This is a genomic window from Streptomyces sp. NPDC046759, assembly GCF_040645475.1.
Taxonomy (GTDB): Bacteria; Actinomycetota; Actinomycetes; order Streptomycetales; family Streptomycetaceae; genus Streptomyces.
In genome coordinates, this window is record NZ_JBEYYJ010000001.1 from 43,048 (window position 1) to 65,755 (window position 22,708).

Consider the following 22,708-nt stretch of genomic DNA (forward strand, 5'->3'; position numbering starts at 1 on the left):
GCCCGGTGAGTGCGGGGGTCGCCCGTCCGTGTGCCGCACCCGCGGCCGTGGCGGCGGCCCCCGCACTGTGTTGTCATGCCTGAGCGACCATGGCGGCGGGCCGGACGATGCGGTCGAAGTCCTCGGCGCTGATGTAACCGGAGGCCAGAGCCGCCTCGCGCAGGGTGGTGTCCTCGTCGTCGGCCTTGTGGGCGATGGCGGAGGCCTTGTCGTAGCCGATCACCGGCGAGAGGGCCGTGACCAGCATGAGGGACCGGTCGACGTAAGCGTCGATCTGGTCCCGGTTGAGCTCCGTGCCCTCGATGCAGTACTCGCGCATCTTGGTGCAGGCGTCGGCGAGGATGGTCGCCGCGTGCAGAAAGTTGTTGATGATGACCGGGCGCATGGCGTTGAGCTCGAAGTTGCCCTGGGTGCCGGCGAAGGCGATGGCCTCGTCCTCGGACAGCACCTGGATGCAGACCATGACCATCGCCTCGCACTGGGTCGGATTGACCTTGCCGGGCATGATCGAGGAGCCGGGCTCGTTGGCCGGAAGGATGAGTTCGTCGAGGCCGCAGCGGGGTCCGGAGGCCAGCCAGCGGATGTCGTTGGCGATCTTCATCAGCGGCACGGCCAGGGCCCGCAGCCCGGCGGATGCGCCGGCCATGGCGTCCAGGCCGCCCTGGGCGGCGAATTTGTTCCGCGCGGTGGTGAACGGGTGACCGGTCGCGTCGGCGATCTCGGCTGCGACCTGCTCACCGAATCCGGGTGGGGCGTTGAGCCCCGTGCCCACCGCGGTGCCGCCCATGGCGAGCTCGTAGAGGCCCTCGGCGGATGCGGTGACCCGGTCGACGGCTTGCTGCAGTTGGTGGGCGTAGCCGGACCATTCCTGCCCCACAGTGAGGGGGACGGCGTCCTCCAGGTGGGTGCGGCCGATCTTCACCACGTCCTGCCACTGCCGTGCCTTCGTCGCGATGGCGTGCTGCAGCGCCTTGACACTGGGCAGCAGGTGCTCGTGGATCTCCTTGACCGCGGCGACGTGCATGGCGGTGGGGAAGGTGTCGTTGGAGGACTGCCCCATGTTGACGTGGTCGTTGGGGTGGACCGGGGATTTGCTGCCCAGTTCACCGCCGGCGAGTTGGATGGCGCGGTTGCTGATCACCTCGTTGGTGTTCATGTTGGACTGCGTACCGGACCCTGTCTGCCACACGTACAGCGGGAAGTGCTCGTCCAGCTCACCCGCGATGACTTCGTCGGCCACCCGCTGGATCAGCTCGGCCTTCCAGGCGGGGAGCCTACCGGCGCGCCCGTTGACGGCGGCCGCGGCCTTCTTGACGTAGCCGTAGGCGTGGTACACCGCTTTCGGCATCCGGTCGTCCCCGATGGAGAAGTGGATCAGGGACCGTTGGGTCTGGGCGCCCCAGTAGCGGTCCGCGGGGACGTCGACGGCTCCCATGGAGTCGGTCTCCCGTCGGGTGCCGCTCGCGTGCACCCCGATGGGGACGTCGACGATCTTCGGGGCTTCGTCCTGACCCGCCGACCCGGTCCGGCGGGCGGCGGAGTGGGGCGTGTTCATGCCGCGGCTCCGTCCGTGTAGACCGGCTGCCACATGGCCTCCCGGACGGCCTCCGCGATGTCGATCGGCTTGGAGGTGGCCACGCCGTCGTCGAGGGCCGCCTTGACCACCGCGGTGGCGGTGATCGCGGAGGACTCCCTGAGGTCGTCCACGGGTGGCAGCAGAGAGGCGCCCGGCCCGAACGGGGCGACCTGGTCCGCCACCGCCTGTGCGGCCGCGAGCAGCATGCCGGCGGTCACCTGGGACGCACCCGACACGATCGTGCCCAGGCCCAGGCCCGGGTACAACAATGCGTTGTTGGCCTGCCCGATCCGGTAGGTCACGCCCTCGTATTCCACGGGCTCAACGGGAATCCCGGTCGCGACGAGCGCCTTTCCCCTGGACCAGGCGATGACATCGGCGGGCATGGCCTCGATCCGGGAGGTGGGATTGGAGATCGGGAAGACGACCGGCCGCTCGGTGCCCTCGGACATGGCCTCGACGACCTCCCGGGTGAACGCTCCGTGCGCGGTCGAAGTGCCCAGCAGGATCGTCGGCTTGACCCGGCGAACCGTTTCCAGCAGCGAGATCGCGCCGTCGTCCCTGGCCCAGTCCGCGGCCTCGGCCGGATCCCGCGCGTAGGGCTGCTGGAAGTCACGCAGGTCGGACATGTCCCGGGTGAGCAGCCCCTGCTTGTCGATGAGCCATACCCGGGCGGCGGCCTGCTCCGGATCCGCGCCGTCGCGGACCATCGCGTCGCGCAGCTGGTCGGCGATGCCCACCCCGGCTGTTCCGGCACCGAAGACGACCAGCTTCTGCTCCCGCATCCGCACGCCGCTGACTCTGACGGCGGACAGGGCGGCGGCCAGCGTGATGGCTCCGGTGCCCTGCATGTCGTCGTTGAAGATGCGGTAGCGGCCGCCGTACTGCTCCAGGATCCGCCGCGCGTTGCTGGGCCCGAAGTCCTCGAAGTGCAGGAGCGCGCCGGGGAACGCGGACGACACCGTCTCCAGGTACTTCTCGATGAATGCGTCGTAGGCGGCGCCGCGGACGCGGGGGTGCCGGTTGCCCAGGTAGAGCGGGTCCTCCAGCAGCGATGTGCGGTCCGTGCCCACGTCCAGCGACACGGGTACGACCCGGCGCGGGTCGATGCCCGCGGCCGCCGTGTAGACAGCGAGTTTCCCGACCGAGATCTGGATCCCGTTCACGCCCCAGTCACCGATGCCCAGGATCTCCTCCGCGTCGGTGCACACGATCAGGTCGACGTCCTCGGGCCCGAGTTGCAGCGTGGCGAAGGCCTTCTCCATGTCGTCGGGCCGGTCGATGGACAGGAAGATGCCACGCGGGTGCCGGTACTCGTGGGAGTACTTTTCGATCGCTTCGCCCACGGTCGGGTCGTAGACGATCGGCAGCAGTTCGACGAGGTGGTCGGTGAGTACCTTGAAGTACAGGGTTTCGTTGCGGTCGTGCAGCTGTTCCAGGTAGACGTTCTTGGCGAGGTCGCTGCTCTGTGCCTGCATCTGCTGATAGGAACGCTGGGCCTGCCGCGCGAGCGTGAGCACCCCGGACGGCAGACGCCCGGTGAGGCCGAGGGCGTCCCGTTCCTCGGGGGTGAAGGCCACGCCACGGTTGCGCAGTGGATCGAGGAGGACGCCGGGGATGGCCGGGGTCCGCGCCTGGCTGTCGGTCATGACGATCTCCCTGTGTGCGAAAGCCGAGTCGGCTCTGCCCGGGGTGACGGCGCGGACGCACTCCATGCCACTCGGAAGTGCGATCTCGAGGAGGACTTGTGAGGGTCGGACCGACCCCGGGTCCGGCGGAATATGGAGGTCTGAGGCCGCGTCCCGCGAAGGCGACCACTCGCCGCAGACTGTCGGCGGATCCGCCCCGCGCGCGCATCGCGGTGGGGATCTCATCGGTGCCGTGGTATGGATTCAGGCTAACGACGCGCGGAGGTGCCGGGCGACTTCGCCCGTCGCCGCACCGGACGACCCGTACCGCCACGTCACCGTGACTGGTCCACCGTGGACGCGGTGTCGAGTACGCGGTCCGCCGTCGCCTCGGCGGCCGGCCCGTCGTGCGAGGCCCGGGCGACGGCGACGGGTCAGCGCTGCCAAGGAGATCGTCCGAGCGCTCCGTCCGCCGCTCCTCGGCCATCGCCGAGCGGCGGACGGAGGGCGCGCATCAGGAACCGGTACGGGCCGGGAGAACGACGCCGTACAGGAGCAGGTCGATGAGCCTGGTGGCCAGGTCGCGCCGCCCTTCGCCGGCGGCCATGAGGCTGATGCCTCCGAGGGCCATCAGCACGTCCTGCGCCTCGACCCCCGACCGTGCGACCGACTGCCCTTCCAGGGCGCCGAGCAGGTGGGCGATGGCGTCGGCGAGCAGCGCCCGGGTGTGCATCTTCTCGCTCTCGTCGGTCAGCACCACGGCCAGCGCGTCGGCCATGCCCTGTTTGGCGGCCATGAAGTCGATGAAGTGCTCCATCCACATCCTCAGCGCGTCGACCGGTGACTGTGTGGCCGTGAACTCCTGCGCCGCCTCGCACAGGCGCTGCACTTCCTGTCGGTAGATCGCCTCGATCAGGAGCTCCCTGGAAGGGAACCGGCGGTAGAGGGTGCCGACGCCGACACCGGCCGCGCGTGCGATGTCCTTGACCGAGGCGCCCGCTCCCTCACGGGCGAAGGCGGCCGCCGCCGCCTCCAGCAGCCGGTCCTCATTGCGCTGCGCGTCGGCGCGCAGCGGCCTGCGGGGTCGCGCCGGGCCCCCCTCGATGCCGGTCACTCCCGGCTCCTTTCCTCGCCACACTTGCAACCGGAACCGGTTCCGCTTAGTCTCGGGAACGTAACCGGAACCAGTTCCGGATATGAGGGTACGACGTCCCCCGCCACCGCGCCACCGGACGCGCCCTCGCCTGCCCGCCCCGCCCCCTTTCTGGAGATTCCCATGACCGACAGCCTCCTCACGACCCCTTTCGGCGCACGGACCACCGCCGCGGAGGTCCTGGCAGGTCTCGGCCTCAGCGGCCGGCGCGCCGTCGTCACCGGGGGAGCCTCCGGCATCGGACGGGAGACCGCCCGGGCCCTGGCGGTCGCCGGCGCCGAGGTCACCATCGGCGCCCGCGACCCGGTCGCGGGCGCACGGGCGGCCGGGGAGATCACACCGCCGGGCGGCCCGGGAACGGTGCGGGCCGCGACACTCGACCTCGCCGACCAGACCTCGGTACACGCCTTTGTGCAGGCGTGGCGGGGGCCGCTGCACATCCTGGTCCTCAACGCCGGCGTGATGGCCTCGCCGCTGGAGCGGACGAAGGAGGGCTGGGAAATGCAGTTCGCCACCAACCACCTCGGCCACTTCGCCCTCGCCACCGGCCTGCACAGCGCCCTGACGGCGGCGCACGGCGCACGTGTGGTCGCCGTCAGCTCGGTCGGCCACGTCAACGGCGATGTGATCTTCGACGACATCAACTTCGAGCGGCACCCCTACGCCCCCTGGGCGGCATACAGCCAGTCCAAGACCGCCAACGTCCTGTTCGCGGTCGAGGCGGGACGACGCTGGGCACCCGACCTCATCGCCGTCAACGCCCTCAATCCGGGCCGCATCACCAGCACCCGGCTCGGCCGTCACATCGGGGACATCTCCCACAGCCCGGCCTCGTTCGAGGCCACCAGCACCGACGTGTCCTGGAAGAACATCGAGCAGGGTGCCGCGACCTCGGTGCTGCTCGCCGCCTCCCCGTTGACCGAGGGCGCGACCGGCCGGTACTTCGAGGACTGCAACGAGGCCGGCCCGCACCGGCCCGGAGTACGCCGGGGCGTCGCCGCCCACGCGATCGACCCTCACCACGCGGCCCGCCTGTGGCAGGTCTCCCTCGGCATGCTCATGAACACCGCTACGACCGCCTGACAGAGCGGCCCGCCACCAGAACCGGCGAGCCCGGCACGCCCCTGGACCACCCCTTCACCGGCTCGCCGACCGGGCCCGCGAGCCCGCCCCGGGCCGCCCATGCCCCCGAGATCGCACAGCACACTGCCATGGAGACCGCGCGGCGCCTCACGATGCCGCCGACGGCCCCCATGAGCCCCGCCGACGGCCTGCTGAACAGCGCAGCCGCGCCGCAGCCGTCGAGCCCTTCAGACCCCGGGCTGTCACCGCCCCGGACCCGCAGGTCCGCGCAACCTCGGCCCGGAACCCCTCTCGATTCGATCAAGGAGACAACCATGTCCGCACGTCTGCAGCACGCCGTTGCCCTGGTGACCGGCGCCAGCAGCGGCATCGGCGCGGCAACCGCCCTGAGCCTCGCCGCGGAGGGCGCCGCCGTCGCGGTGGCCGCCCGCCGCCGGGACCGGCTGGAGGAGTTGGCCGGGAAGATCCGCGCCGAGGGCGGGGCGGCGCTCGTCGTCGACGCCGACATCACGGAGCAGGAACAGGCCGCCGCAGCCGTGGAACGTGTGGTGGCCGAGCTCGGCCGCCTGGACATCCTCGTCAACAACGCCGGTGTGGGCATGGCCGGACCGGTCCTGAACGCGCCCGTCGAGGAATGGGAACGCATGCTGGCGGTGAACCTCCAGGGCCTGCTGCATGTCACCCACGCGGCGCTGCCGCACCTGCTGAGCGCGGCGGAGGACTCCCCCCGCCGGGTCGCCGATCTGGTCAACATCAGCTCCACCGCCGGGCGTGTGGCCCGTCCGGGCACGGCGGTCTACAGCATGACCAAGTTCGGCGTGAACGCGTTCACCGAGGCCCTGCGTCAGGAGGTCATGCGGCAGCGCCTGCGCGTGAGCGCGATCGAACCGGGGACGGTGGACACCGAGTTCGCCACGCACTCGCGGGACGAGATCAGGGCGTCGCTGGACCAGCAGCTTGCCGGGATGGAGATGCTGCGCCCCGAGGACATCGCGGACGCGGTCGCCTTCGTCGTCACCCGCGACCGCCGGGTCTCCGTCAACGAGGTCCTCGTCCGCGCGTCCGAGCAGACCTGGTAAGTCCCCGGCGGTACAGGGCCGTCCAGCGGACGCCACCCGCCCCCGGCGATCCCCCGTGCAGGGCTTCGGCCCTGTCGCGGGAGTCGACTCGGGGGCCGGCGCGGTCAGAGCCCGTCGGCCTCCACGACAGCGGCTGCGAAGCCCTGCGGGTCCTCCTGCGGAACGTTGTGACCCACGTCCAGGGTCCGGTGCGCATAGGCGCCTGCGAACTTCTTGCGGTAGGCGGATCCGTTTCCCGGAGGGGTGAACGGATCGTGCGCCCCGTCGATGGTGACCGTCGGGACCTTGATGACCGGCCCGGCGGCCAGGCGCTTCTCCAGCCCCTCGTACCGGGGCCGGCCCTTGGCGAGGCCGAGCCGCCAGCGGTAGTTGTCGATCACGATGCCGACGTAATCGGGATTGCTGAAAGCCGCTGCCGTGCGATCGAAGGTCGCCTCGTCGAAGTGCCAGGTCGGAGAGTTGAACTTCCAGACCAGTTCGGCCAGATCGCGCCGGTACTCCTGGAGTCCGAGCACGCCTCTTTCGGTGCAGAAGTAGTACTGGTACCACCACGCCCATTCCGTCTTCGGCGGAGTCGGCATCTTGTTGGCCTCGACGTTCGCGATCAGATAGCCGGTCACGGAGACCAGCGCTTTGCAGCGCTGCGGCCACAGGGCCGCGATGATGTCGCCCGTCCGCGATCCCCAGTCGTATCCGGCGAGGATGGGTCTGTCGATCCTGAGGGCGTCCATCAGCGCGACGATGTCGACGGCGAAGGCCGACTGCTGTGCGTTCCTGGGTGTCCGGCTCGACAGGAATCGCGTGGTGCCGTGGCCGCGCAGATAGGGGACAATCACCCTGTACCCCTTCGCCGCGAGCAGCGGCGTGACCGCCTCGTAGCTGTGGATGTCGTAGGGCCAGCCGTGCATCAGAATGACCGGCTGCCCGTGCGCCGGTCCGGCTTCGACGTACCCCACGTCGAGAACCCCGGCGTTGATCTGCTTCACCGGGCCGAAGGACGTCCGCGCCGCGGGCCCGTCCGCGGGATGGGTCACATTCCGTGGCGAACCCGACTGCGCTTGCGCACCCAAGCCCAGCGGGGCCGCCGCGGCAACCGCGGCCGTGGCACCGAGGAACTGACGACGGCTGTGCAGGGGCTCAGGCATTTCCATCGGGAGTCTCCCTGTTCGAGACGGCCCCGGAAGGCGACGCACGGCATGGCACCGAGTGGTCGGGCCGGTGATGGGACGTGCCTGATGTCCGTGGCCGAGCGCCTTCATCGACGGGCCCTCGTGCTGCTCTCCTCCTCTGCCATGCAACACCCGTCGGAGTGACAGCGCAACGTGACGGGTCATGCACACAGCGCTCCACTCAGGTCTCACACGTCCGGCGCGAGCTCCTGGGTGATCTTCGCGGAGGCCCGGCGGGCCTCCACCACGGGGTCCGCCCCCTCGATCACCCGGGTCATGTACTCCTTGATCGGGTTGTCGGCCTCGACGTCGGCCCACTGAGGGGTACTGGGGGTCGCCCGGCCGTGCGCCGCTCCCACGGCCATGGCGGCGACCCCCTCCTCGCCGGCGACCGCGCTCGCCAGTGAGCTCTTGTTCGGCACGTAGTTCATGGTGCGGGCCAGTTCGGTGTCCCACTTGGCGCCGACGAGCGCCCCGACGACGGCGGTCGCGGCGAACTGGTCCTCGGTGTTCTCCGGAACGACGAGGTCCGAGCCGCCGGTGAACACCGCGCCCGGCCGCGCGGCCGTCCTGCCCGGCACCGGGAAGAAGCCCAACTTGCCCTTCAGAGCGGGGTTCTGTTGCACGATGGACTGAGCGAGCCCCGGTACGGCGACGATCTGTGCCACCTTGCCGGCGGCGAACACCCCGGCCTGCGGCGGGTGGTCCTCGTCGGCGTCCACCGGACCGCGGCCCAGCGCCTGCAGCCGCCGGTAGAAGTCCATGCCGCGCAGCGCGGCCGGTGAGCCGAGCGCGCCCTCCCACTTGTAGTCCTTCCGCAGGGCGAGGTCGCCGCCCTCGTCCCAGATGAATCCCGAGAGGGTGTACCAGTCCTGTCCGGCAAGGTAGATGCCCTGGTTGCCACCGGAGTCGAGCTTCCCGGTGTCGGCGAGCCACTCCTCGCGGGTCTTCGGCGGGCGGGTGACGCCGGCGGCCTCGAACAGGTCCTTGCGGTAGATCACGACGCGGTTGGCCGCGTACCAGGGGATGCCGTACTGCGCGTTGCCGTCCTGGCCGGGCTGGGCGAGACCCGGCAGCCACTCGTCCTTGCCCCAGTCGCGCATCGACTCCAGGGTGAGGTCGGCGAGCCTGCCGCCGTCCGCGTACAGCGGCACCTGGGTGTTGCCGACCTCGATGACGTCCGGTCCGTCGCCGGAGCCGTCGCCGAGCGCCTTGCGGACCTTGTCGACGATGCCGGTCCATTCCTGGATGCGGATGTCGAGGCGCAGATCCTTGTGGGTGCGCTCGAAATCCGCGGTGAAGCGCCGCAGGAACGCCGGGGAGGCGCTGTCCTTCATCAGCCACACGGTGACGGTCTTGCGCTCGTGGTGCCCCGGGAGCATCCCGCAGGCACTCACGAGGGATCCGGTGACACAGACGAGGGTGAGCAGACGACGTCTCACGAGGGGTCCTGTTCTGTCTGGCAGGGGGTGCGGACAGGGGTGGGGGCCCGACGTGGGGGGACGAGTGGCACCGCTCGTACGGGTGTGCTGGATTTTGGTATGTACCAATGCGGAGGGTCAAGGGGGCACGGGCTGCCCGCGGTGTGTGCGACACCGTGCGGGCGGCAGGGGGATGGGGCACGGTGGAGTACGGCGTGACACGAGAGGAGCACCCTGATGACGAATCACACCTACCGGGTCACCGAGATCGTCGGCACGTCGCACGAGGGCATCGACCAGGCCATCCGCAACGGCATCGCCCGTGCCGACCAGACGCTGCGCAATCTGGACTGGTTCGAGGTGACCCAGGTGCGCGGCCAGATCGAGAACGGGCGGATCGAGCACTACCAGGTGGGGCTGAAGGTGGGCTTCCGCCTCGAGGCGGCGGACTGACCGGCCCCGGCGTCAGGTCCGGCCCTCCCGCTCCTGAGCCTCCTGAAGCACCTCGGACTTCGCGGCCCAGCGGGCCCGTACGACGGTGAACCCGGCGCGTTCGGCGTCGTCGCAGACCAGTTCGTCGTCGTCCACCACGACGCGGACCTCGCGGTCCCGGGCGAGCCGGCGCAGGATCTCCAGCTTGGCGAACCGGGCAGGCCTGCGGTCGGCGTTGCCCCGCATGTGCACGCGTCCCTCGGGCAGCCCCTGGGCCGCGAGCCACTCCAGGGTGTCGCGCCGCCACCGCTCGGGGCGTCCGGTGAGATACACGACCTCGCACTCAAGGGCACTGTCCGCGGCGAGCGCGATGCCCTCGGCGAGCGGCGGGTCGGCGGGCGCCGCGGCGAAGAACGCGGCCCAGTCCTTCGGCCGGGTCTGGAGGAAGTGCTGCCGGTGAGCGGTGTCGGCCAGGGTGTTGTCGAGGTCGAAGACGGCCAGTGGACGCCTGGTGCTGTCGGTCACAGGCCCACCTTAGCCAGGTGCCGGCGGGCCCGGAATTCCCCGCACGCCAGGGCGTTGAACCCTGGGTGAGCAGCACACCGACCGCCCGGACCCGGTTCTCCGTACTCGACCGTTCCCGCACCCGTGAGGGGCATCCGCCGGGCGAGGCCCTGCGGGACACGGTCGCGCTGGCACGGGAGGCGGAGGCGCTCGGCTATCACCGTTTCTGGGTGTCCGAGCACCACGGCGTGCCCGGCGTCGCGGGTTCCGCGCCGACCGTGCTCGCCGCCGCGGTCGCCTCGGCCACCCGTACGATCCGGGTCGGCACCGGCGGAGTGATGCTGCCCAATCACCAACCCTTGGTGGTGGCCGAGCAGTTCGGCGTCCTGGAGTCCCTGTTCCCCGGCAGGATCGACATGGGGCTCGGGCGTTCCGTCGGCTTCACCGACGGAGTGCGAAAGGCCCTTGGACGGGACAAGGAGGTCACCGAGGACTTCGCGGCCCAGCTCGTCGAGCTGCTGGGCTGGTTCGAGGGCGGCTCACCGACCGGGGTGCGGGCGCGCCCCGCAGAAGGGCTGCGGGTGCCGCCGTTCGTCCTGGCCATGGGCGAGGGCGCACGGATCGCGGCGCGGACCGGGCTGCCGATGGTGATCGGCGATCTGCGCGGCCGCGAGAAGATGCTGCGCGGCATCGACCAGTACCGCTCCCTGTTCCGTCCCTCCGCCTGGGCGGAAGAGCCGTACGTGGTGATCTCCGGCACGGTCGCGGTCGCCGGCACCGAGCAGGAGGCGCGGCGGCTGCTGGTGCCGGAGGCCTGGTCGATGGCGTACGCGCGCACGCACGGCACCTTCCCGCCCCTCGCCCCGCCCGAGGGCGTGGAGGCCCGCCCGATGACCTCGAAGGAGCGCGGCTTCTACGAGGCCGGTCTCGCCGGGCACCTCGCCGGCACCGCGGACCAGGTCGCCCACGGGCTGGAGACGGTGCTGAAGGAGACGGGCGCCGACGAGGTCCTGGTCACCACGAGCACCTACGACCGTGTGGCGCTGCTGGACTCCTACCGGCGGCTCGCGGCCCTCTTCACGGCGGACCGCTGACGGCTCGAGATGCGTAGCCGGCCCCGGCCGGTGACCCTGGGAGAGGAGCCGCAAGCGACGAGGAGGGCTGCCATGTCCTTCATGGACAAGATCAAGGGCATGCTCAAGGGCCACGAGGGCATGGCCGGCAAGGGCATCGACAAGGGTGGTGACTACGTCGACCAGCGCACGGGCGACAAGTACCGCTCGCAGGTCGACACCGGTCAGGACAGGATGAGGGACGAGTTCGGCACCCGGCCGAACCGGGACAACCCGCCCCAGTCGTAGCGCACGGGGGCGGATAGAGTCCCCCCATGCACAGCCCCCACGACCCGCACGATCCCTACGTCCGTGTCCGTGGCGCCCGTGAGCACAACCTCAAGGGTGCCGACGTGGACATCCCCCGGGACGTGCTGGCCGTGTTCACCGGCGTGTCCGGCTCGGGCAAGTCGTCGCTGGCGTTCGGCACGATCTACGCCGAGGCGCAGCGGCGGTACTTCGAGTCGGTCGCGCCGTACGCGCGCAGGCTGATCCACCAGGTCGGGGCGCCCAAGGTCGGTGAGATCACGGGGCTGCCGCCCGCGGTCTCGCTGCAGCAGCGTCGCGCGGCCCCCACCTCGCGTTCCTCGGTGGGCACGGTCACCAATCTGTCCAACTCGCTGCGCATGCTGTTCTCCCGCGCCGGGGCCTATCCACCGGGCGCCGAGCGGCTCGATTCGGACGCGTTCTCGCCGAACACGGCGGCCGGTGCCTGCCCGGAGTGCCACGGCCTGGGCCAGGTGCACGACACCACCGAGGAGTTGCTGGTCCCGGATCCCTCGCTGTCCGTCCGCGAGGGCGCCATCGCCGCCTGGCCCGGTGCCTGGCAGGGCAAGAACCTGCGTGACATCCTCGACGCACTCGGCCACGACGTGGACCGGCCCTGGCGCGAACTGCCCGCCGACCAGCGGCGGTGGATCCTGTTCACCGACGAGCAGCCGGTCGTCACCGTCCACCCCGTGCGAGACGCGGACCGTATCCAGCGACCGTACCAGGGCACCTACATGAGCGCCCGCAGGTACGTCATGAAGACCTTCTCGGACACCAGGTCGGCGTCGCTGCGGGCGAAGGCGGAACGGTTCCTGACCAGCGCGCCCTGCCGCGTCTGCGGGGGCAGCCGGCTACGGCCCGAGGCGCTCGCGGTGACGTTCGGCGGCCGGACCATCGCGGAACTCGCCGCGCTGCCGCTGACCGACCTGGCCCGCCTCCTCGACAGCGGCGACGGCGACGACGGCAACCGCACCGAGACCGCGCGGGTCCTCACCGCGGACCTGAGGTCGCGGATCGCACCGGTGGTCGAGCTGGGCCTCGGCTATCTGAGCCTGGACCGCTCCACCCCCACCCTGTCGGCCGGCGAGCTGCAACGGCTGCGGCTCGCCACGCAGTTGCGCTCCGGGCTGTTCGGCGTCGTGTACGTCCTGGACGAACCGTCCGCCGGGCTGCACCCGGCGGACACCGAGGCGCTGCTGGCCGTGCTGGAGCGGCTGAAGTCCGCGGGCAACTCGGTGTTCGTGGTGGAGCATCACCTGGAGGTGGTGCGCGGCGCCGACTGGCTGGTGGACGTGGGCCCCGGCGCCGGCGAGCACGGCGGACACGTCCTGTACAGCGGGCCCCCGGCCGAGCTGGCGTCGGTCGAGGAGTCGGCGACGGCCGCGTACCTCTTCGACGAGGCTCCCGGCCCGGCGCGTCAGGTCCGCGAGCCCCGCGGCTGGCTGGAGCTGGGGCCGGTGACCAGACACAATCTGCGCGCGGTGACGGCCGAGTTCCCCATCGGCGCGTTCACCGCGGTCACCGGCGTGTCCGGATCCGGGAAGTCCACGCTCATCGGCGCGTTGACGGAGGAGCTGGAGGGCGTGGACCGGCTGGTCCGGGTCGACCAGAAGCCGATCGGGCGCACCCCGCGTTCCAATCTGGCCACTTACACGGGCCTGTTCGACGTCGTGCGCAAGGTGTTCGCCGACACCGAGGAGGCGCGGGCGCGCGGGTTCGGCGTCGGCCGGTTCTCCTTCAACGTGGCCGGCGGACGCTGCGAGACCTGTCAGGGCGAGGGGTTCGTCAGCGTCGAGCTGCTGTTCCTGCCTAGCACCTACGCCCCCTGCCCGGACTGCGGGGGTGCCCGCTACAACCCCGAGACGCTGGAGGTGGCGTACCGGGGCCGGAGCATCGCCGAGGTGCTCGATCTGACGGTGGAGGCCGCGGCGGAGTTCTTCGCCGGCACCCCGGCCGCCTCCCGCAGTCTGGACACCCTGCTGGACGTGGGCCTCGGCTACCTGCGGCTCGGGCAGCCGGCGACCGAGCTGTCCGGCGGGGAGGCCCAGCGGATCAAGCTGGCCGGCGAGCTGCAGCGCGGCCGGCGCGGCCACACCCTCTACCTGCTGGACGAGCCGACGACCGGACTGCACCCGGCCGACGTGGAGGTGCTGATGGACCGGCTGCACGGGCTGGTCGACGCCGGGCACACGGTCGTGGTGGTCGAGCACGACATGACGGTGGTCGCGGACGCCGACTGGGTGATCGACCTGGGCCCCGGCGGCGGTGACCGCGGTGGCCGGATCGTGGCGTCGGGGCCACCGGAACGGGTGGCTCGGGCGGCGGACAGCGTCACGGCGCCCTACTTGGCGCGGGTCATCCCCTGAGACCAGCAGGGCGCCTTACGGGTGGCGGACCGGTGTCTCAGGTACTGAGCAGGCGATTGAAGAAGGAGCGGTAGCGCCGCAGCGCTCCCCGGAGTTCCTCCGTGTCGACCTTCTGGCCCTCGCCCCACTGGCTCTCCAGGTCCTTCTTGTGCTGGGCGAAGGTGGAGGCCAGGTTCTGCATGACGTCCGCGACCAGGGTGTCGGCATCGTGCACGGCCTCGCGGGGATCGTCCACGAATCTGTTCTGGATCGTCTGCCAGCGGTCGCGGTAGGCCCGCTCGTCGTCGTCCGCCAGCAACTGCGGAACCTCGTCGCCCGGCGGGCCCGGGGCACCCTTGGCCGCCTCGGCCTCGGTGGCCGCCCCGGCATCGGCTCCGTCGCCTGCGGACGCGCCGCGCCCGCTCTGCGTCCCGGTGCTCTCACCTGGGTAGACGGGGGCTCCCGTGGAGACTTCGTCCGGCTCGGGGCCGGTGGCCGTCGGCTGGGCGAGGTCCTCGGTGGACAGACCGCCGGTGGTGCGGTCGGTGTCCTCGTTTCTCTGCATGGCGTTCCTCCATGCCGGGTCGTGGTCGGATCAGAACCGGGCGTGCTGCGCCCGGCCGCCGCCGTCGGAGAGCAACTCGTCGAACAGGGCGCGGTAGTGCACCATGGCTCCCCGCAACTGTTCGGTGGTCGCCTGCGTGCGGGTGGAGAGGGTCTCCACCTCGTGCGCGGCCCGGTAGTGCTCCAACGTGGCGCCGTGTTCCACCGAAAGGTCCTTCGTCTGCTGTTCGAACCCCTCGGTCGGATATCCGCGTTCGTGCATCAGGGAGGTCACCAGCTGGTCCGCGTCGTGCACCGCATCCTGTGGCCGGTCGACGAACTCCTCCTGGACACTGCTCCACTCCCGCGTGTAGCGGTCCCGCGAGTCGGGGGGCAGCGGTTTGATGTCCAGCGAGTCGTGTCGCCTCTCGCGCTCCCTGAGCTCACGCTCGGCGGCGAGCCGGCTGTCGGATCCTTCGACCGTTCGTTCGTATTCCGGGCCGAAGCGCTCACGGAGGTGACGGCGTCGTATCAGCAGTGAGACCGCCACGGCGGCCAGAGCGACCACCACCACGATCGGAATGATGATCGCCAGAAGCGTTCCCGTGGACATGACGCACACGCTCCTCAGGGAGTAGTGATGTGCGGTCTCCGAGTTCCCATAAGCCCCATACGTATGCTTTTTGGCTGTTGATCGTCAGGCGGCGACCAGAGCCTCGTGCGTCCAGGCGGGCTCCGAGGTGAGCGGCTGGGCCGCCTGGGCCAGGGCGCGGCGGTCCGGATGGGCGCCCGGCCGGATCACCGGTCGTATCTCCACCTCCGCGACCAGGTCCCGGCTACGGGCCACCCGCCACAGGGACGCGAGCAGGGTGTCCTCGCCGACGAAGGCCGCCGCCGTGCTCGGCCCGCCGCCGGCCTGCCGGTAGCGCAGGCCGACCGGCTGCACGGGCACGCCGGCGTCGAGCGCGGCCTGGAAGACGGCCCGGTGGAAACGGCCGTGGGCGCGTCCGCACCAGGTACTGCCCTCGGGGAACGCGGCGACGGCCGCGCCCGCCCGCAGGGCCTCGGCGATCCGGGCGACCGTCTCGGGCAGGGCGCGCAGCCGGTCCCGTTCGATGAACAGGGCCCCGCCGCGCGCGGCCAGCGCGCCCGCCACCGGCCACTGCCGGATCTCGGTCTTGGCGAGCATCCGGGCGGGACGTACGGCGGTGAGCAGCGGGATGTCCAGCCACGAGACGTGGTTGGCGACCAGGAGCATGCCGCCGGCCGGTGCGGCGGTGCCGGTGAGGCGGACCCGGACCCCGATGGCCCGTACGATCGCCCGGCACCACCGCCTGACCCACTCGGCGGGGATCCTCCCGCCGAGCGGGGACAGCGCGATCCCGGCCAGCACCAGGACCACGACTGCGGTCAGCCGCAGCACGGCCCGGGGTACGGCCGCCGCGGCCCGGACCGGCTCCACACAGGCGCCCGGGGTGCAGGGCGCGCTGGGCAGCCAGACGCTCATCAGGCCGGCACGAGGGAGAGGAAGTGCCGCAGATAGCGCGGGTTGACCCGGCGCATCGACAGCAGCACGTACATGTCGGCGACCCCGAAGTCCGGGTCGTGCGCGGGCTCCCCGCACACCCAGGCACCGAGGCGCAGGTAGCCGCGCAGCAGGGCGGGCAGCTCGGGGCGGGCGGGGCGCGGCACCGGGGCCTGCCCGGCCGGGGCCTCGGCGTTCGGGATCCAGGGCAGCAGCGGCCGTACCCGGAACTCCTCGGGTGCCAGGTGCTTGTCGCGCACCCGCTCCCAGGCGGCCGTCGCGAGGACCCCGCCGTCGGCGAGCGGCACCGAGCAGCAGCCCGCCAGCCACTCGTGCCCGCGGTCGACCATGTAGCGGGCTATCCCGGCCCAGATCAGGCTGATGACGGCGCCGTCACGGTGGTCGGGGTGCACGCAGGAGCGGCCGACCTCGACCAGTCCGGGGCGGATCGCATCGAGCGCGGCGATGTCGAACTCGCCCTCCGAGTAGAGCCGGCCGGCGACTGCGGCCCGCTCCGGCAAAAGCAGCCGGTAGGTTCCGACGACCTGCCCGGTCACGGTGTCGCGCACGAGCAGGTGATCGCAGTAGGCGTCGAAGGCGTCTACGTCGTGTCCCGGCTGCGGCGTGGCCAGCAGGGCCCCCATCTCACCGGCGAAGACGTCGTGCCGCAGCCGCTGTGCGGCCCGCACGTCGTCCTCGTCACGGGCGAGTCCGACGGTGTAGCGGGTCGGCGCGGCGGGCTGTGGGGGGCGATCGAGGGTGGAAACGCCGGTCATGGCTCTCTCCTGGTCACGGGCCGGTTCGGCGACGGCGGCGGGCTCGGTGCGTAACGGCCCGTCGCTCCTGTTTTTCCGACGCCGGTTGGCGTGCGCGTGACCTGTGCCAGGAGCGGGGATGTGAGGATGTTGAACGCCGGGGGCGCGGTCGCCCGGTCTTCGTCACGGGACCGCTGGGAGCTCGGACAGTTCGTCGCTGGCGCCGGGGGCGGGCGGGGCGGACGAGCGCGGGGCGGCCGGCCAGCGGTCCGCAGACTGTCTCGGGCAGCACGCTTCGGCGAGCCGGCAGCCATGCGGGTCGCCCGCCGGCTCGTGATGTACCTCGAACTCCCCGGCGGCCAGAGTCAGTTCACCGTGCCCAACGAAGCCGGCGCCACCTCCCGCCGCATGGACGACCTGCGTGTGTACATCGCCCGGAACATCGCGGGATCGCTCTCCGTCGCCGATCTCGCCGCCCACGCCGGCATCGGCGAACGACAGCTCGACCGGCTGTTCCGCGACGAACTCGGCACCACACCGGGTGCCTGCGTGGAATCCGCCCGCCTGGAAGCGGCGCGGAGCCGGCTGGAGACGACGGAGGACACCCTCGACCGCGTGGCGGCCCTCTGCGGCTTCCACACGATCGACACCCTCATACGCGCCTTACGCCGCCGCCTGGACAGCACCCCGGCCGAGTACCGCAACCGGTTCCGCCATTCGGAGACCGCCCGCTGAGCGAGAAGGGGACCAGCTGGGGGAAAATCAGACGGGGCCGGGAGAGCACCGTCCCGACCCCGCCCGCCCGCCGCTTCGGCGAACGTCCGTCCCCCCGGCCGTCTACCTCTTCCCCGCCTTACGAGCGGCCCTCAGCCACTCCTTGTTCATGCTCGTGATCGACATGAGCGGGATGCCCTTCGGGCAGGCGGTGGCGCACTCACCCGCCAGCGTGCACCCGCCGAAGCCCTCAGCGTCCATCTGCGCCACCATGTCCAGCACCCGTGTCTCCCGCTCGGGCGCGCCCTGGGGCAGGACATTGAGGTGGTTGACCTTGGCGGAGGTGAACAGCATCGCCGCACCGTTGGGACAGGCGGCCACGCACGCCCCGCAGCCGATGCACTCCGCGTGCTCGAACGCGAAGTCGGCGTCGGCCTTCGGCACCGGCGTGGCATGCGCCTCCGGGGCGGACCCGGTCGGCGCGGTGACGTAGCCGCCGGCCTGGATGATCCGGTCGAAGGCCGAGCGGTCCACGACCAGGTCCTTGATCACCGGGAAGGCCGCCGCCCGCCACGGCTCGATGTCGATCGTGTCGCCGTCCTCGAAGGACCGCATGTGCAACTGGCAGGTGGTGGTGCGCTCCGGCCCGTGCGCGTCGCCGTTGATCACGAGCGAGCACGCGCCGCAGATGCCCTCACGGCAGTCGTGGTCGAAGGCGACGGGGTCCTCGCCGGCGAGGATGAGCTGTTCGTTGAGGACGTCCAGCATCTCCAGGAAGGACATGTCGGACGAGATGCCGTCCACCTCGTACGTGGACATCGCTCCTTCGGCGTCGGCGTTCTTCTGCCGCCAGACGCGCAGGGTGAGCTTCATGCGTAGCTCCGCTGGGTGGGGTGGACGTACTCGAAGACCAGGTCTTCCTTGTGCAGGACGGGAGCCGCACCGGTGCCGGTGAACTCCCAGGCGGCCGCGTACGCGAACTCGTCGTCCCTGCGGGCGGCCTCGCCGTCGGGGGTCTGGGACTCCTCGCGGAAGTGACCGCCGCAGGACTCGCCGCGGTGCAGCGCGTCGAGGCACATCAGTTCGGCGAGCTCCAGGTAGTCGACGATCCGGTTGGCCTTCTCCAGCGACTGGTTGAACTCCTCGCCGGTGCCGGGCACCTTGATGCGCCGCCAGAACTCCTCGCGGATCTGCGGGATCCGCTCCAGGGCCTTGCGCAGCCCGGCGTCCGTGCGGGCCATGCCGCAGAACTCCCACATCAGCTCGCCGAGTTCGCGGTGGAAGGAGTCGGGGGTGCGGTCGCCGTCGACGGCGAGGAGCAGGGCGAGCCGGTCCTCGGTCTCGGCCAGCACCTCCTGCACGGCCGGGTGTTCCCCGGTGATCACGCCCTGGTGGGGGTTGCGTGCCAGGTAGTCGTTGATGGTGGCCGGCAGCACGAAGTAGCCGTCGGCCAGGCCCTGCATCAGCGCCGAGGCGCCGAGCCGGTTGGCGCCGTGGTCGGAGAAGTTGGCCTCGCCGATCGCGAACAGGCCGGGGACGGTGGTCTGCAGGTCGTAGTCGACCCACAGACCGCCCATCGTGTAGTGCACGGCCGGGTAGATCCGCATCGGGACCTCGTAGGGATCCTCGTCGGTGATCCGCTGGTACATGTCGAAGAGGTTGCCGTACTTGGCCTCGACGGCCTTGCGGCCCATCCGTTCGATGGCGTCGGCGAAGTCCAGGTAGACGCCCTGGCCACCGGGGCCGACGCCCCTGCCCTCGTCGCAGACGTTCTTCGCGGCGCGGGAGGCGATGTCACGCGGGACGAGATTGCCGAAGGAGGGGTAGATGCGCTCCAGGTAGTAGTCGCGCTCGTCCTCGGGGATCCGGTTCGGCGGGCGGGTGTCGCCCTGGGCCTTGGGCACCCAGATCCGGCCGTCGTTGCGCAGCGACTCGCTCATCAGCGTCAGCTTGGACTGGTGGTCGCCGGTGCGCGGGATGCAGGTGGGGTGGATCTGGGTGAAGCAGGGGTTGGCGAACAGGGCGCCGCGCCGGTGGGCCCGCCAGACGGCGGTCGCGTTGGAGTTCATGGCGTTGGTCGACAGGTAGAAGACGTTGCCGTAACCGCCGGACGCCAGGACGACGGCGTCGGCGAAGTACGTGTCGATCTTCCCGGTGATCAGGTCGCGGGCGACGATGCCACGGGCCCGGCCGTCCACGACGATCAGGTCCAGCATCTCCGTGCGCGGGTGCATCTCCACGTTGCCCGCGGCGATCTGCCTGCTGAGGGCCTGGTAGGCGCCCAGCAGCAGCTGCTGGCCCGTCTGGCCGCGGGCGTAGAAGGTGCGGGAGACCTGGACGCCGCCGAAGGAGCGGGTGTCGAGCAGGCCCCCGTACTCGCGGGCGAAGGGCACGCCCTGGGCCACGCACTGGTCGATGATCTCGACGGAGATCTGGGCGAGCCGGTGGACGTTGGACTCGCGGGCGCGGAAGTCGCCGCCCTTGACCGTGTCGTAGAACAGCCGGTGGATCGAGTCGCCGTCGTTGCGGTAGTTCTTCGCCGCGTTGATGCCGCCTTGCGCGGCGATCGAGTGGGCGCGGCGCGGGGAGTCCTGGTAGCAGAACTGGACGACGTGGTAGCCCTGTTCGGCCAGGGTGGCGCCCGCGGAGCCGCCGGCCAGGCCGGTGCCGACGACGATGATCGTGTGCTTGCGCCGGTTGGCGGGGTTGACCAGCTTGGCCTCGAAGCGGCGCTTGTCCCAGCGCTCGTGGATCGGGCCGGACGGGGCCTTGCCGTCGACGACCGGCTCGCCCGTCCCGTAGTTCACGTATTCGGTCATGTCAGCTCACCACTCCGGTCATGACGCCCACGGGTACGGCGATGAAACCGGCCGTGAGCAGCAGCGCGAGGACGTCGGCGACGGTCTTCAGAGCGCGGTCACGGGCGCGGCTGCCGACGCCGAGGGTCTGGGCGGCGCTCCAGAAGCCGTGCCGGATGTGCAGGCCGAGCGCGAGCATCGCGACGATGTAGACGACGTTGCTGTACCAGTGGGAGAAGTCGGCGACGACGTTCTGGTACGGGTGGCCCTGCTGGAAGTGGCCCGGGTGCACGGTGCCGGTGGTCAGGTCCAGGAGGTGCCAGACGATGAACAGGCCGAGGATGATCCCGCCCCAGCGCATGGTGCGGGTGGCGTAACTCGCCCGGGGCTTGCTGTGCACGTACTTGCTGGGCCGTGCCTTGATGTCGCGGCGGCTGAGCTGGTACGCGGAGGTGGCGTGGGCGACCACGGCGACGACGAGCACGATCCGGATCAGCCAGAGCGTCCACTCGTAGTGCATGAACGGTTCGCCGACGGTGCGGAGCCAGTGCGCGTAGTGGTTGAACTCGCCCGCCCCGAAGTAGATCTTCAGGTTGCCGATCATGTGGGCGACCAGGTACAGCAGCATGATCAGGCCGCTGACGGCCATCACCGTCTTCTTGCCGACGGAGGAGTCCCACATCGTGCGTGCCATGGACGGCCGTCGGTCCGTCCGCGTTGCCAGAGCCATGGAACAGTACGCTAGGCGCGGACGGACCGATCAGTCCAAGACATGGTCCGGCTCGTTTCCATAGGAAAAGGCTATCCTGGCAGGATGCAGTTGCAGCAGCTCCAGTACTTCGTCGCCGTGGCCGAGACGCGGCACTTCACCCGCGCCGCCGAACAGGTGCACGTCGCCCAGCCGTCGCTGTCGCAGCAGATCAAGGCGCTGGAGCGGGAGCTGGGCGCGGATCTGTTCCTGCGCGCGCGGGGCAACATCACGCTCACCGACGCCGGGGAGGCCCTGCTGCCGCTGGCCCGGCGGATCCTGGCCGACGCGGACACCGCCCGCCATGAGGTGCTGGAACTGGTGCAGCTGCGGCGGGGCCGCGTGCGGCTGGGAGCGACGCCGAGCCTGTGCACGGGCCTGCTGCCGGACGTACTGCGCGCCTTCCACGACCGCTATCCCGGCATCCAGCTGCTGATCGAGGAGAGCGGCTCGCACGACCTGGTGCGGGAGCTGGCCCGCGGCGCCCTCGATCTGGCTCTGGTCGTGCTGCCGCTGCCGACCCCGTCGCCCGCGCTGACCACGGTGGAGCTGTTGCACGAGGACCTGGTGGTCGTCTCCTCGCCGGACGCTCCTCGGCCGGGCGGTGGCCGGCGCACGGTCCGCATCGCGGATCTGGAGGGTGAACGGCTGGTGATGTTCCGCCACGGATACGACCTCAGGGAGCTCACCGTGGCCGCGTGTCACGCCGAGGGCTTCGAGCCCGAATTCGCGGTGGAGGGCGGCGAGATGGACGCGGTGCTGGGCTTCGTCCGGGCCGGGCTGGGCGTCGCCGTCGTCCCGCGCATGGTCGCCACCCGTTCCGGGCGCGGGCTGCGAGTCACCCCGCTCACCCGCCCCGGCCTCCACCGCACCATCGCCCTCGCCCACCGCAGCGACGTCGCCCCGCCCCGCGCGGCCCGAGAACTGCAACGCATGCTGCTCGAACGGTGAAACACCCCGGTCAGCCGAGCACAGCCGGCCTCAGCACCTCCTCACACCACTGACGGAAACCCGTGGGCGCGGTGCCCGGAGTGCTCGGCGCGGCAGCGCCGTAGAAGCCCTGGGCGCCGAGTGCGCGCACCATGTCGGTCAGGCCCTGTGCCGCCGCCTCGGAGGCGCCGTGACGCAGCAGCGCCGCCTTGTGGTCCTCGGGGCCGGTCTCCTGGAAGAGGACCGGACGCTCCAGCACCTCGGACACGATTCGTGCCATGCCCTGGGGCGTCAGCTCGTCGGGGCCGACCACCGGCACATCCGCCTGGCCGGTCCAGGAGTCGTCCAGCAGCAGCCGCGCCGCGGTGTCACCGATGTCCCGGGTGGTGCAGGTGCGCAGCACCCGGTCGCCGCGCGTCGCCATGGTGATCACGCCGCCGTCGCGGATCGAGGGGACCTGACGAAGCAGGTTCTCCATGAGGTACGGCGGGCACAGCGCCCGGTGGTGGACGCCGGTGGCCCGGATCACGTCGTCCATGGCCAGCGTCACGGAGATGTGCCCGGCGTTCTCGGCGACGCCGCGGCCGAGGGTGGAGACGCCGACGACCCGCTCGACGCCCTGGGACTCGATCGCGTCGACGAGGGGCCGGGTGAAGTCCTCGAAGTGGCCTTCGAGGCTGTCGACCACTTGCGTCGGAGGCACCAGCCAGAACACCCGGTCCACGCCCGCGCACGCCTTGGCCGCGACATCGGGGTCGGCGTGCGAACCGGGGACGGCCTCGACCCGTGCGCGCACCCGCGGGGAGAGGCGGGCGGGGTCCCGTGCGATCACGCGGACCGGGCCCGCCGCGTCCCCCGAGTCGAGGAGGGAGTCGAGGACGCGGCTGCCGATCTGGCCGGTCGGAGTGGTGAGGAGGATCATG

Annotated in this window: 21 protein-coding genes and 1 pseudogene; 8 read left to right on the top strand and 14 right to left on the bottom strand. The window is 71.1% G+C overall.

What is annotated here, in order from left to right; translation table 11 throughout:
• Window positions 1-73: 73 nt before the first annotated feature.
• The 3 genes from fumC to ABZ919_RS00190 form a co-directional block, all read right to left on the bottom strand.
• On the bottom strand, window positions 74-1,555 hold the full coding sequence (gene fumC / locus ABZ919_RS00180) for a class II fumarate hydratase (protein WP_361240391.1): 1,482 nt from the start codon (window positions 1,553-1,555) through the stop codon (window positions 74-76).
• The gene (locus tag ABZ919_RS00185; RefSeq protein ID WP_361240394.1) at window positions 1,552-3,225 is read right to left on the bottom strand and encodes an NAD-dependent malic enzyme; all 1,674 of its coding nucleotides are present in this window, start codon (window positions 3,223-3,225) and stop codon (window positions 1,552-1,554) included. Before ABZ919_RS00185 ends, fumC begins: the two co-directional genes overlap by 4 nt.
• Before the next feature lie 493 nt (window positions 3,226-3,718).
• Window positions 3,719-4,318 (bottom strand): helix-turn-helix domain-containing protein, encoded by a 600-nt coding sequence (locus tag ABZ919_RS00190; protein WP_361240397.1) that lies wholly within the window; start codon window positions 4,316-4,318, stop codon window positions 3,719-3,721.
• A gap of 162 nt (window positions 4,319-4,480) precedes the next feature.
• Between ABZ919_RS00190 and ABZ919_RS00195 the strand changes: the two genes are divergently transcribed.
• Window positions 4,481-5,440 carry an SDR family NAD(P)-dependent oxidoreductase gene (locus tag ABZ919_RS00195; protein ID WP_361240400.1) on the top strand — a complete coding sequence of 320 codons (960 nt, stop codon included), beginning with the start codon at window positions 4,481-4,483 and terminating at the stop codon, window positions 5,438-5,440.
• A 314-nt stretch (window positions 5,441-5,754) separates the two neighbouring features.
• Entirely contained in the window at window positions 5,755-6,519 is a 765-nt protein-coding gene (locus ABZ919_RS00200; RefSeq protein ID WP_361240403.1) for an SDR family NAD(P)-dependent oxidoreductase, read from the top strand.
• 104 nt (window positions 6,520-6,623) lie between these two features.
• On the opposite strand, the gene ABZ919_RS00205 is transcribed toward ABZ919_RS00200, so the two are convergent.
• Together ABZ919_RS00205 and ABZ919_RS00210 are read right to left on the bottom strand one after the other, a co-directional pair.
• Window positions 6,624-7,670 (bottom strand): alpha/beta hydrolase, encoded by a 1,047-nt coding sequence (locus tag ABZ919_RS00205; protein WP_361240406.1) that lies wholly within the window; start codon window positions 7,668-7,670, stop codon window positions 6,624-6,626.
• Between the two features lie 206 nt (window positions 7,671-7,876).
• Window positions 7,877-9,130: an extracellular solute-binding protein gene (locus ABZ919_RS00210; protein WP_361240409.1), complete on the bottom strand. Its 1,254-nt coding sequence runs from the start codon at window positions 9,128-9,130 to the stop codon at window positions 7,877-7,879.
• Between the two features lie 216 nt (window positions 9,131-9,346).
• Here ABZ919_RS00210 and ABZ919_RS00215 point away from each other — a divergent pair, with 216 nt between their 5' ends.
• Window positions 9,347-9,562: a dodecin gene (locus ABZ919_RS00215; RefSeq protein WP_361240412.1), complete on the top strand. Its 216-nt coding sequence runs from the start codon at window positions 9,347-9,349 to the stop codon at window positions 9,560-9,562.
• 12 nt (window positions 9,563-9,574) lie between these two features.
• Here ABZ919_RS00215 and ABZ919_RS00220 read toward each other — a convergent pair whose 3' ends face one another.
• Window positions 9,575-10,066, bottom strand: a complete 492-nt coding sequence (locus tag ABZ919_RS00220) for a hypothetical protein (RefSeq protein ID WP_361240415.1) — start codon at window positions 10,064-10,066, stop codon at window positions 9,575-9,577.
• A gap of 65 nt (window positions 10,067-10,131) precedes the next feature.
• Between ABZ919_RS00220 and ABZ919_RS00225 the strand changes: the two genes are divergently transcribed.
• From ABZ919_RS00225 to ABZ919_RS00235, 3 genes are all read left to right on the top strand, one after another.
• Complete coding sequence (locus ABZ919_RS00225) at window positions 10,132-11,139, top strand: LLM class flavin-dependent oxidoreductase (RefSeq protein WP_361240418.1); 1,008 nt, start codon at window positions 10,132-10,134, stop codon at window positions 11,137-11,139.
• A 72-nt stretch (window positions 11,140-11,211) separates the two neighbouring features.
• Window positions 11,212-11,406: an antitoxin gene (locus tag ABZ919_RS00230; protein WP_361240421.1), complete on the top strand. Its 195-nt coding sequence runs from the start codon at window positions 11,212-11,214 to the stop codon at window positions 11,404-11,406.
• 26 nt (window positions 11,407-11,432) lie between these two features.
• Window positions 11,433-13,793, top strand: a complete 2,361-nt coding sequence (locus ABZ919_RS00235) for an excinuclease ABC subunit UvrA (RefSeq protein WP_361240424.1) — start codon at window positions 11,433-11,435, stop codon at window positions 13,791-13,793.
• Between the two features lie 37 nt (window positions 13,794-13,830).
• Here ABZ919_RS00235 and ABZ919_RS00240 read toward each other — a convergent pair whose 3' ends face one another.
• The 4 genes from ABZ919_RS00240 to ABZ919_RS00255 all read right to left on the bottom strand — a co-directional run bounded on the left by ABZ919_RS00240 (window position 13,831) and on the right by ABZ919_RS00255 (window position 16,616).
• On the bottom strand, window positions 13,831-14,337 hold the full coding sequence (locus ABZ919_RS00240) for a hypothetical protein (RefSeq protein ID WP_361240427.1): 507 nt from the start codon (window positions 14,335-14,337) through the stop codon (window positions 13,831-13,833).
• A 30-nt stretch (window positions 14,338-14,367) separates the two neighbouring features.
• The gene (locus ABZ919_RS00245) at window positions 14,368-14,928 is read right to left on the bottom strand and encodes a hypothetical protein (RefSeq protein WP_361240430.1); all 561 of its coding nucleotides are present in this window, start codon (window positions 14,926-14,928) and stop codon (window positions 14,368-14,370) included.
• Window positions 14,929-15,012: 84 nt separating this feature from the next.
• Entirely contained in the window at window positions 15,013-15,822 is an 810-nt protein-coding gene (locus tag ABZ919_RS00250) for a lysophospholipid acyltransferase family protein (RefSeq protein ID WP_361240433.1), read from the bottom strand.
• Window positions 15,822-16,616 carry a GNAT family N-acyltransferase gene (locus ABZ919_RS00255; protein ID WP_361240436.1) on the bottom strand — a complete coding sequence of 265 codons (795 nt, stop codon included), beginning with the start codon at window positions 16,614-16,616 and terminating at the stop codon, window positions 15,822-15,824. The genes ABZ919_RS00250 and ABZ919_RS00255 overlap by 1 nt, the downstream gene beginning before the upstream one ends.
• 273 nt (window positions 16,617-16,889) lie before the next feature.
• On the opposite strand from ABZ919_RS00255, the pseudogene ABZ919_RS00260 reads away from it, so the two are divergent.
• Window positions 16,890-17,330, top strand: a pseudogene (locus ABZ919_RS00260) (helix-turn-helix domain-containing protein); the annotation flags it as partial.
• Between the two features lie 102 nt (window positions 17,331-17,432).
• Here the strand turns inward: ABZ919_RS00260 and ABZ919_RS00265 are convergent.
• The 3 genes from ABZ919_RS00265 to ABZ919_RS00275 are packed head-to-tail and all read right to left on the bottom strand — an operon-like array spanning window position 17,433 to window position 20,801.
• Window positions 17,433-18,182, bottom strand: a complete 750-nt coding sequence (locus ABZ919_RS00265) for a succinate dehydrogenase/fumarate reductase iron-sulfur subunit (RefSeq protein ID WP_361240438.1) — start codon at window positions 18,180-18,182, stop codon at window positions 17,433-17,435.
• Window positions 18,179-20,128 carry a fumarate reductase/succinate dehydrogenase flavoprotein subunit gene (locus tag ABZ919_RS00270; protein WP_361240441.1) on the bottom strand — a complete coding sequence of 650 codons (1,950 nt, stop codon included), beginning with the start codon at window positions 20,126-20,128 and terminating at the stop codon, window positions 18,179-18,181. Before ABZ919_RS00270 ends, ABZ919_RS00265 begins: the two co-directional genes overlap by 4 nt.
• 1 nt (window position 20,129) lies before the next feature.
• Window positions 20,130-20,801 carry a succinate dehydrogenase gene (locus tag ABZ919_RS00275; protein WP_361240444.1) on the bottom strand — a complete coding sequence of 224 codons (672 nt, stop codon included), beginning with the start codon at window positions 20,799-20,801 and terminating at the stop codon, window positions 20,130-20,132.
• Between the two features lie 120 nt (window positions 20,802-20,921).
• On the opposite strand from ABZ919_RS00275, the gene ABZ919_RS00280 reads away from it, so the two are divergent.
• A complete protein-coding gene (locus ABZ919_RS00280) occupies window positions 20,922-21,806 on the top strand; it encodes a LysR substrate-binding domain-containing protein (protein WP_361240447.1) in 885 nt (294 codons plus the stop codon).
• Window positions 21,807-21,816: 10 nt separating this feature from the next.
• Here ABZ919_RS00280 and ABZ919_RS00285 read toward each other — a convergent pair whose 3' ends face one another.
• Window positions 21,817-22,707: an NAD(P)H-binding protein gene (locus ABZ919_RS00285; protein ID WP_361240450.1), complete on the bottom strand. Its 891-nt coding sequence runs from the start codon at window positions 22,705-22,707 to the stop codon at window positions 21,817-21,819.
• Window position 22,708: the final 1 nt, after the last annotated feature.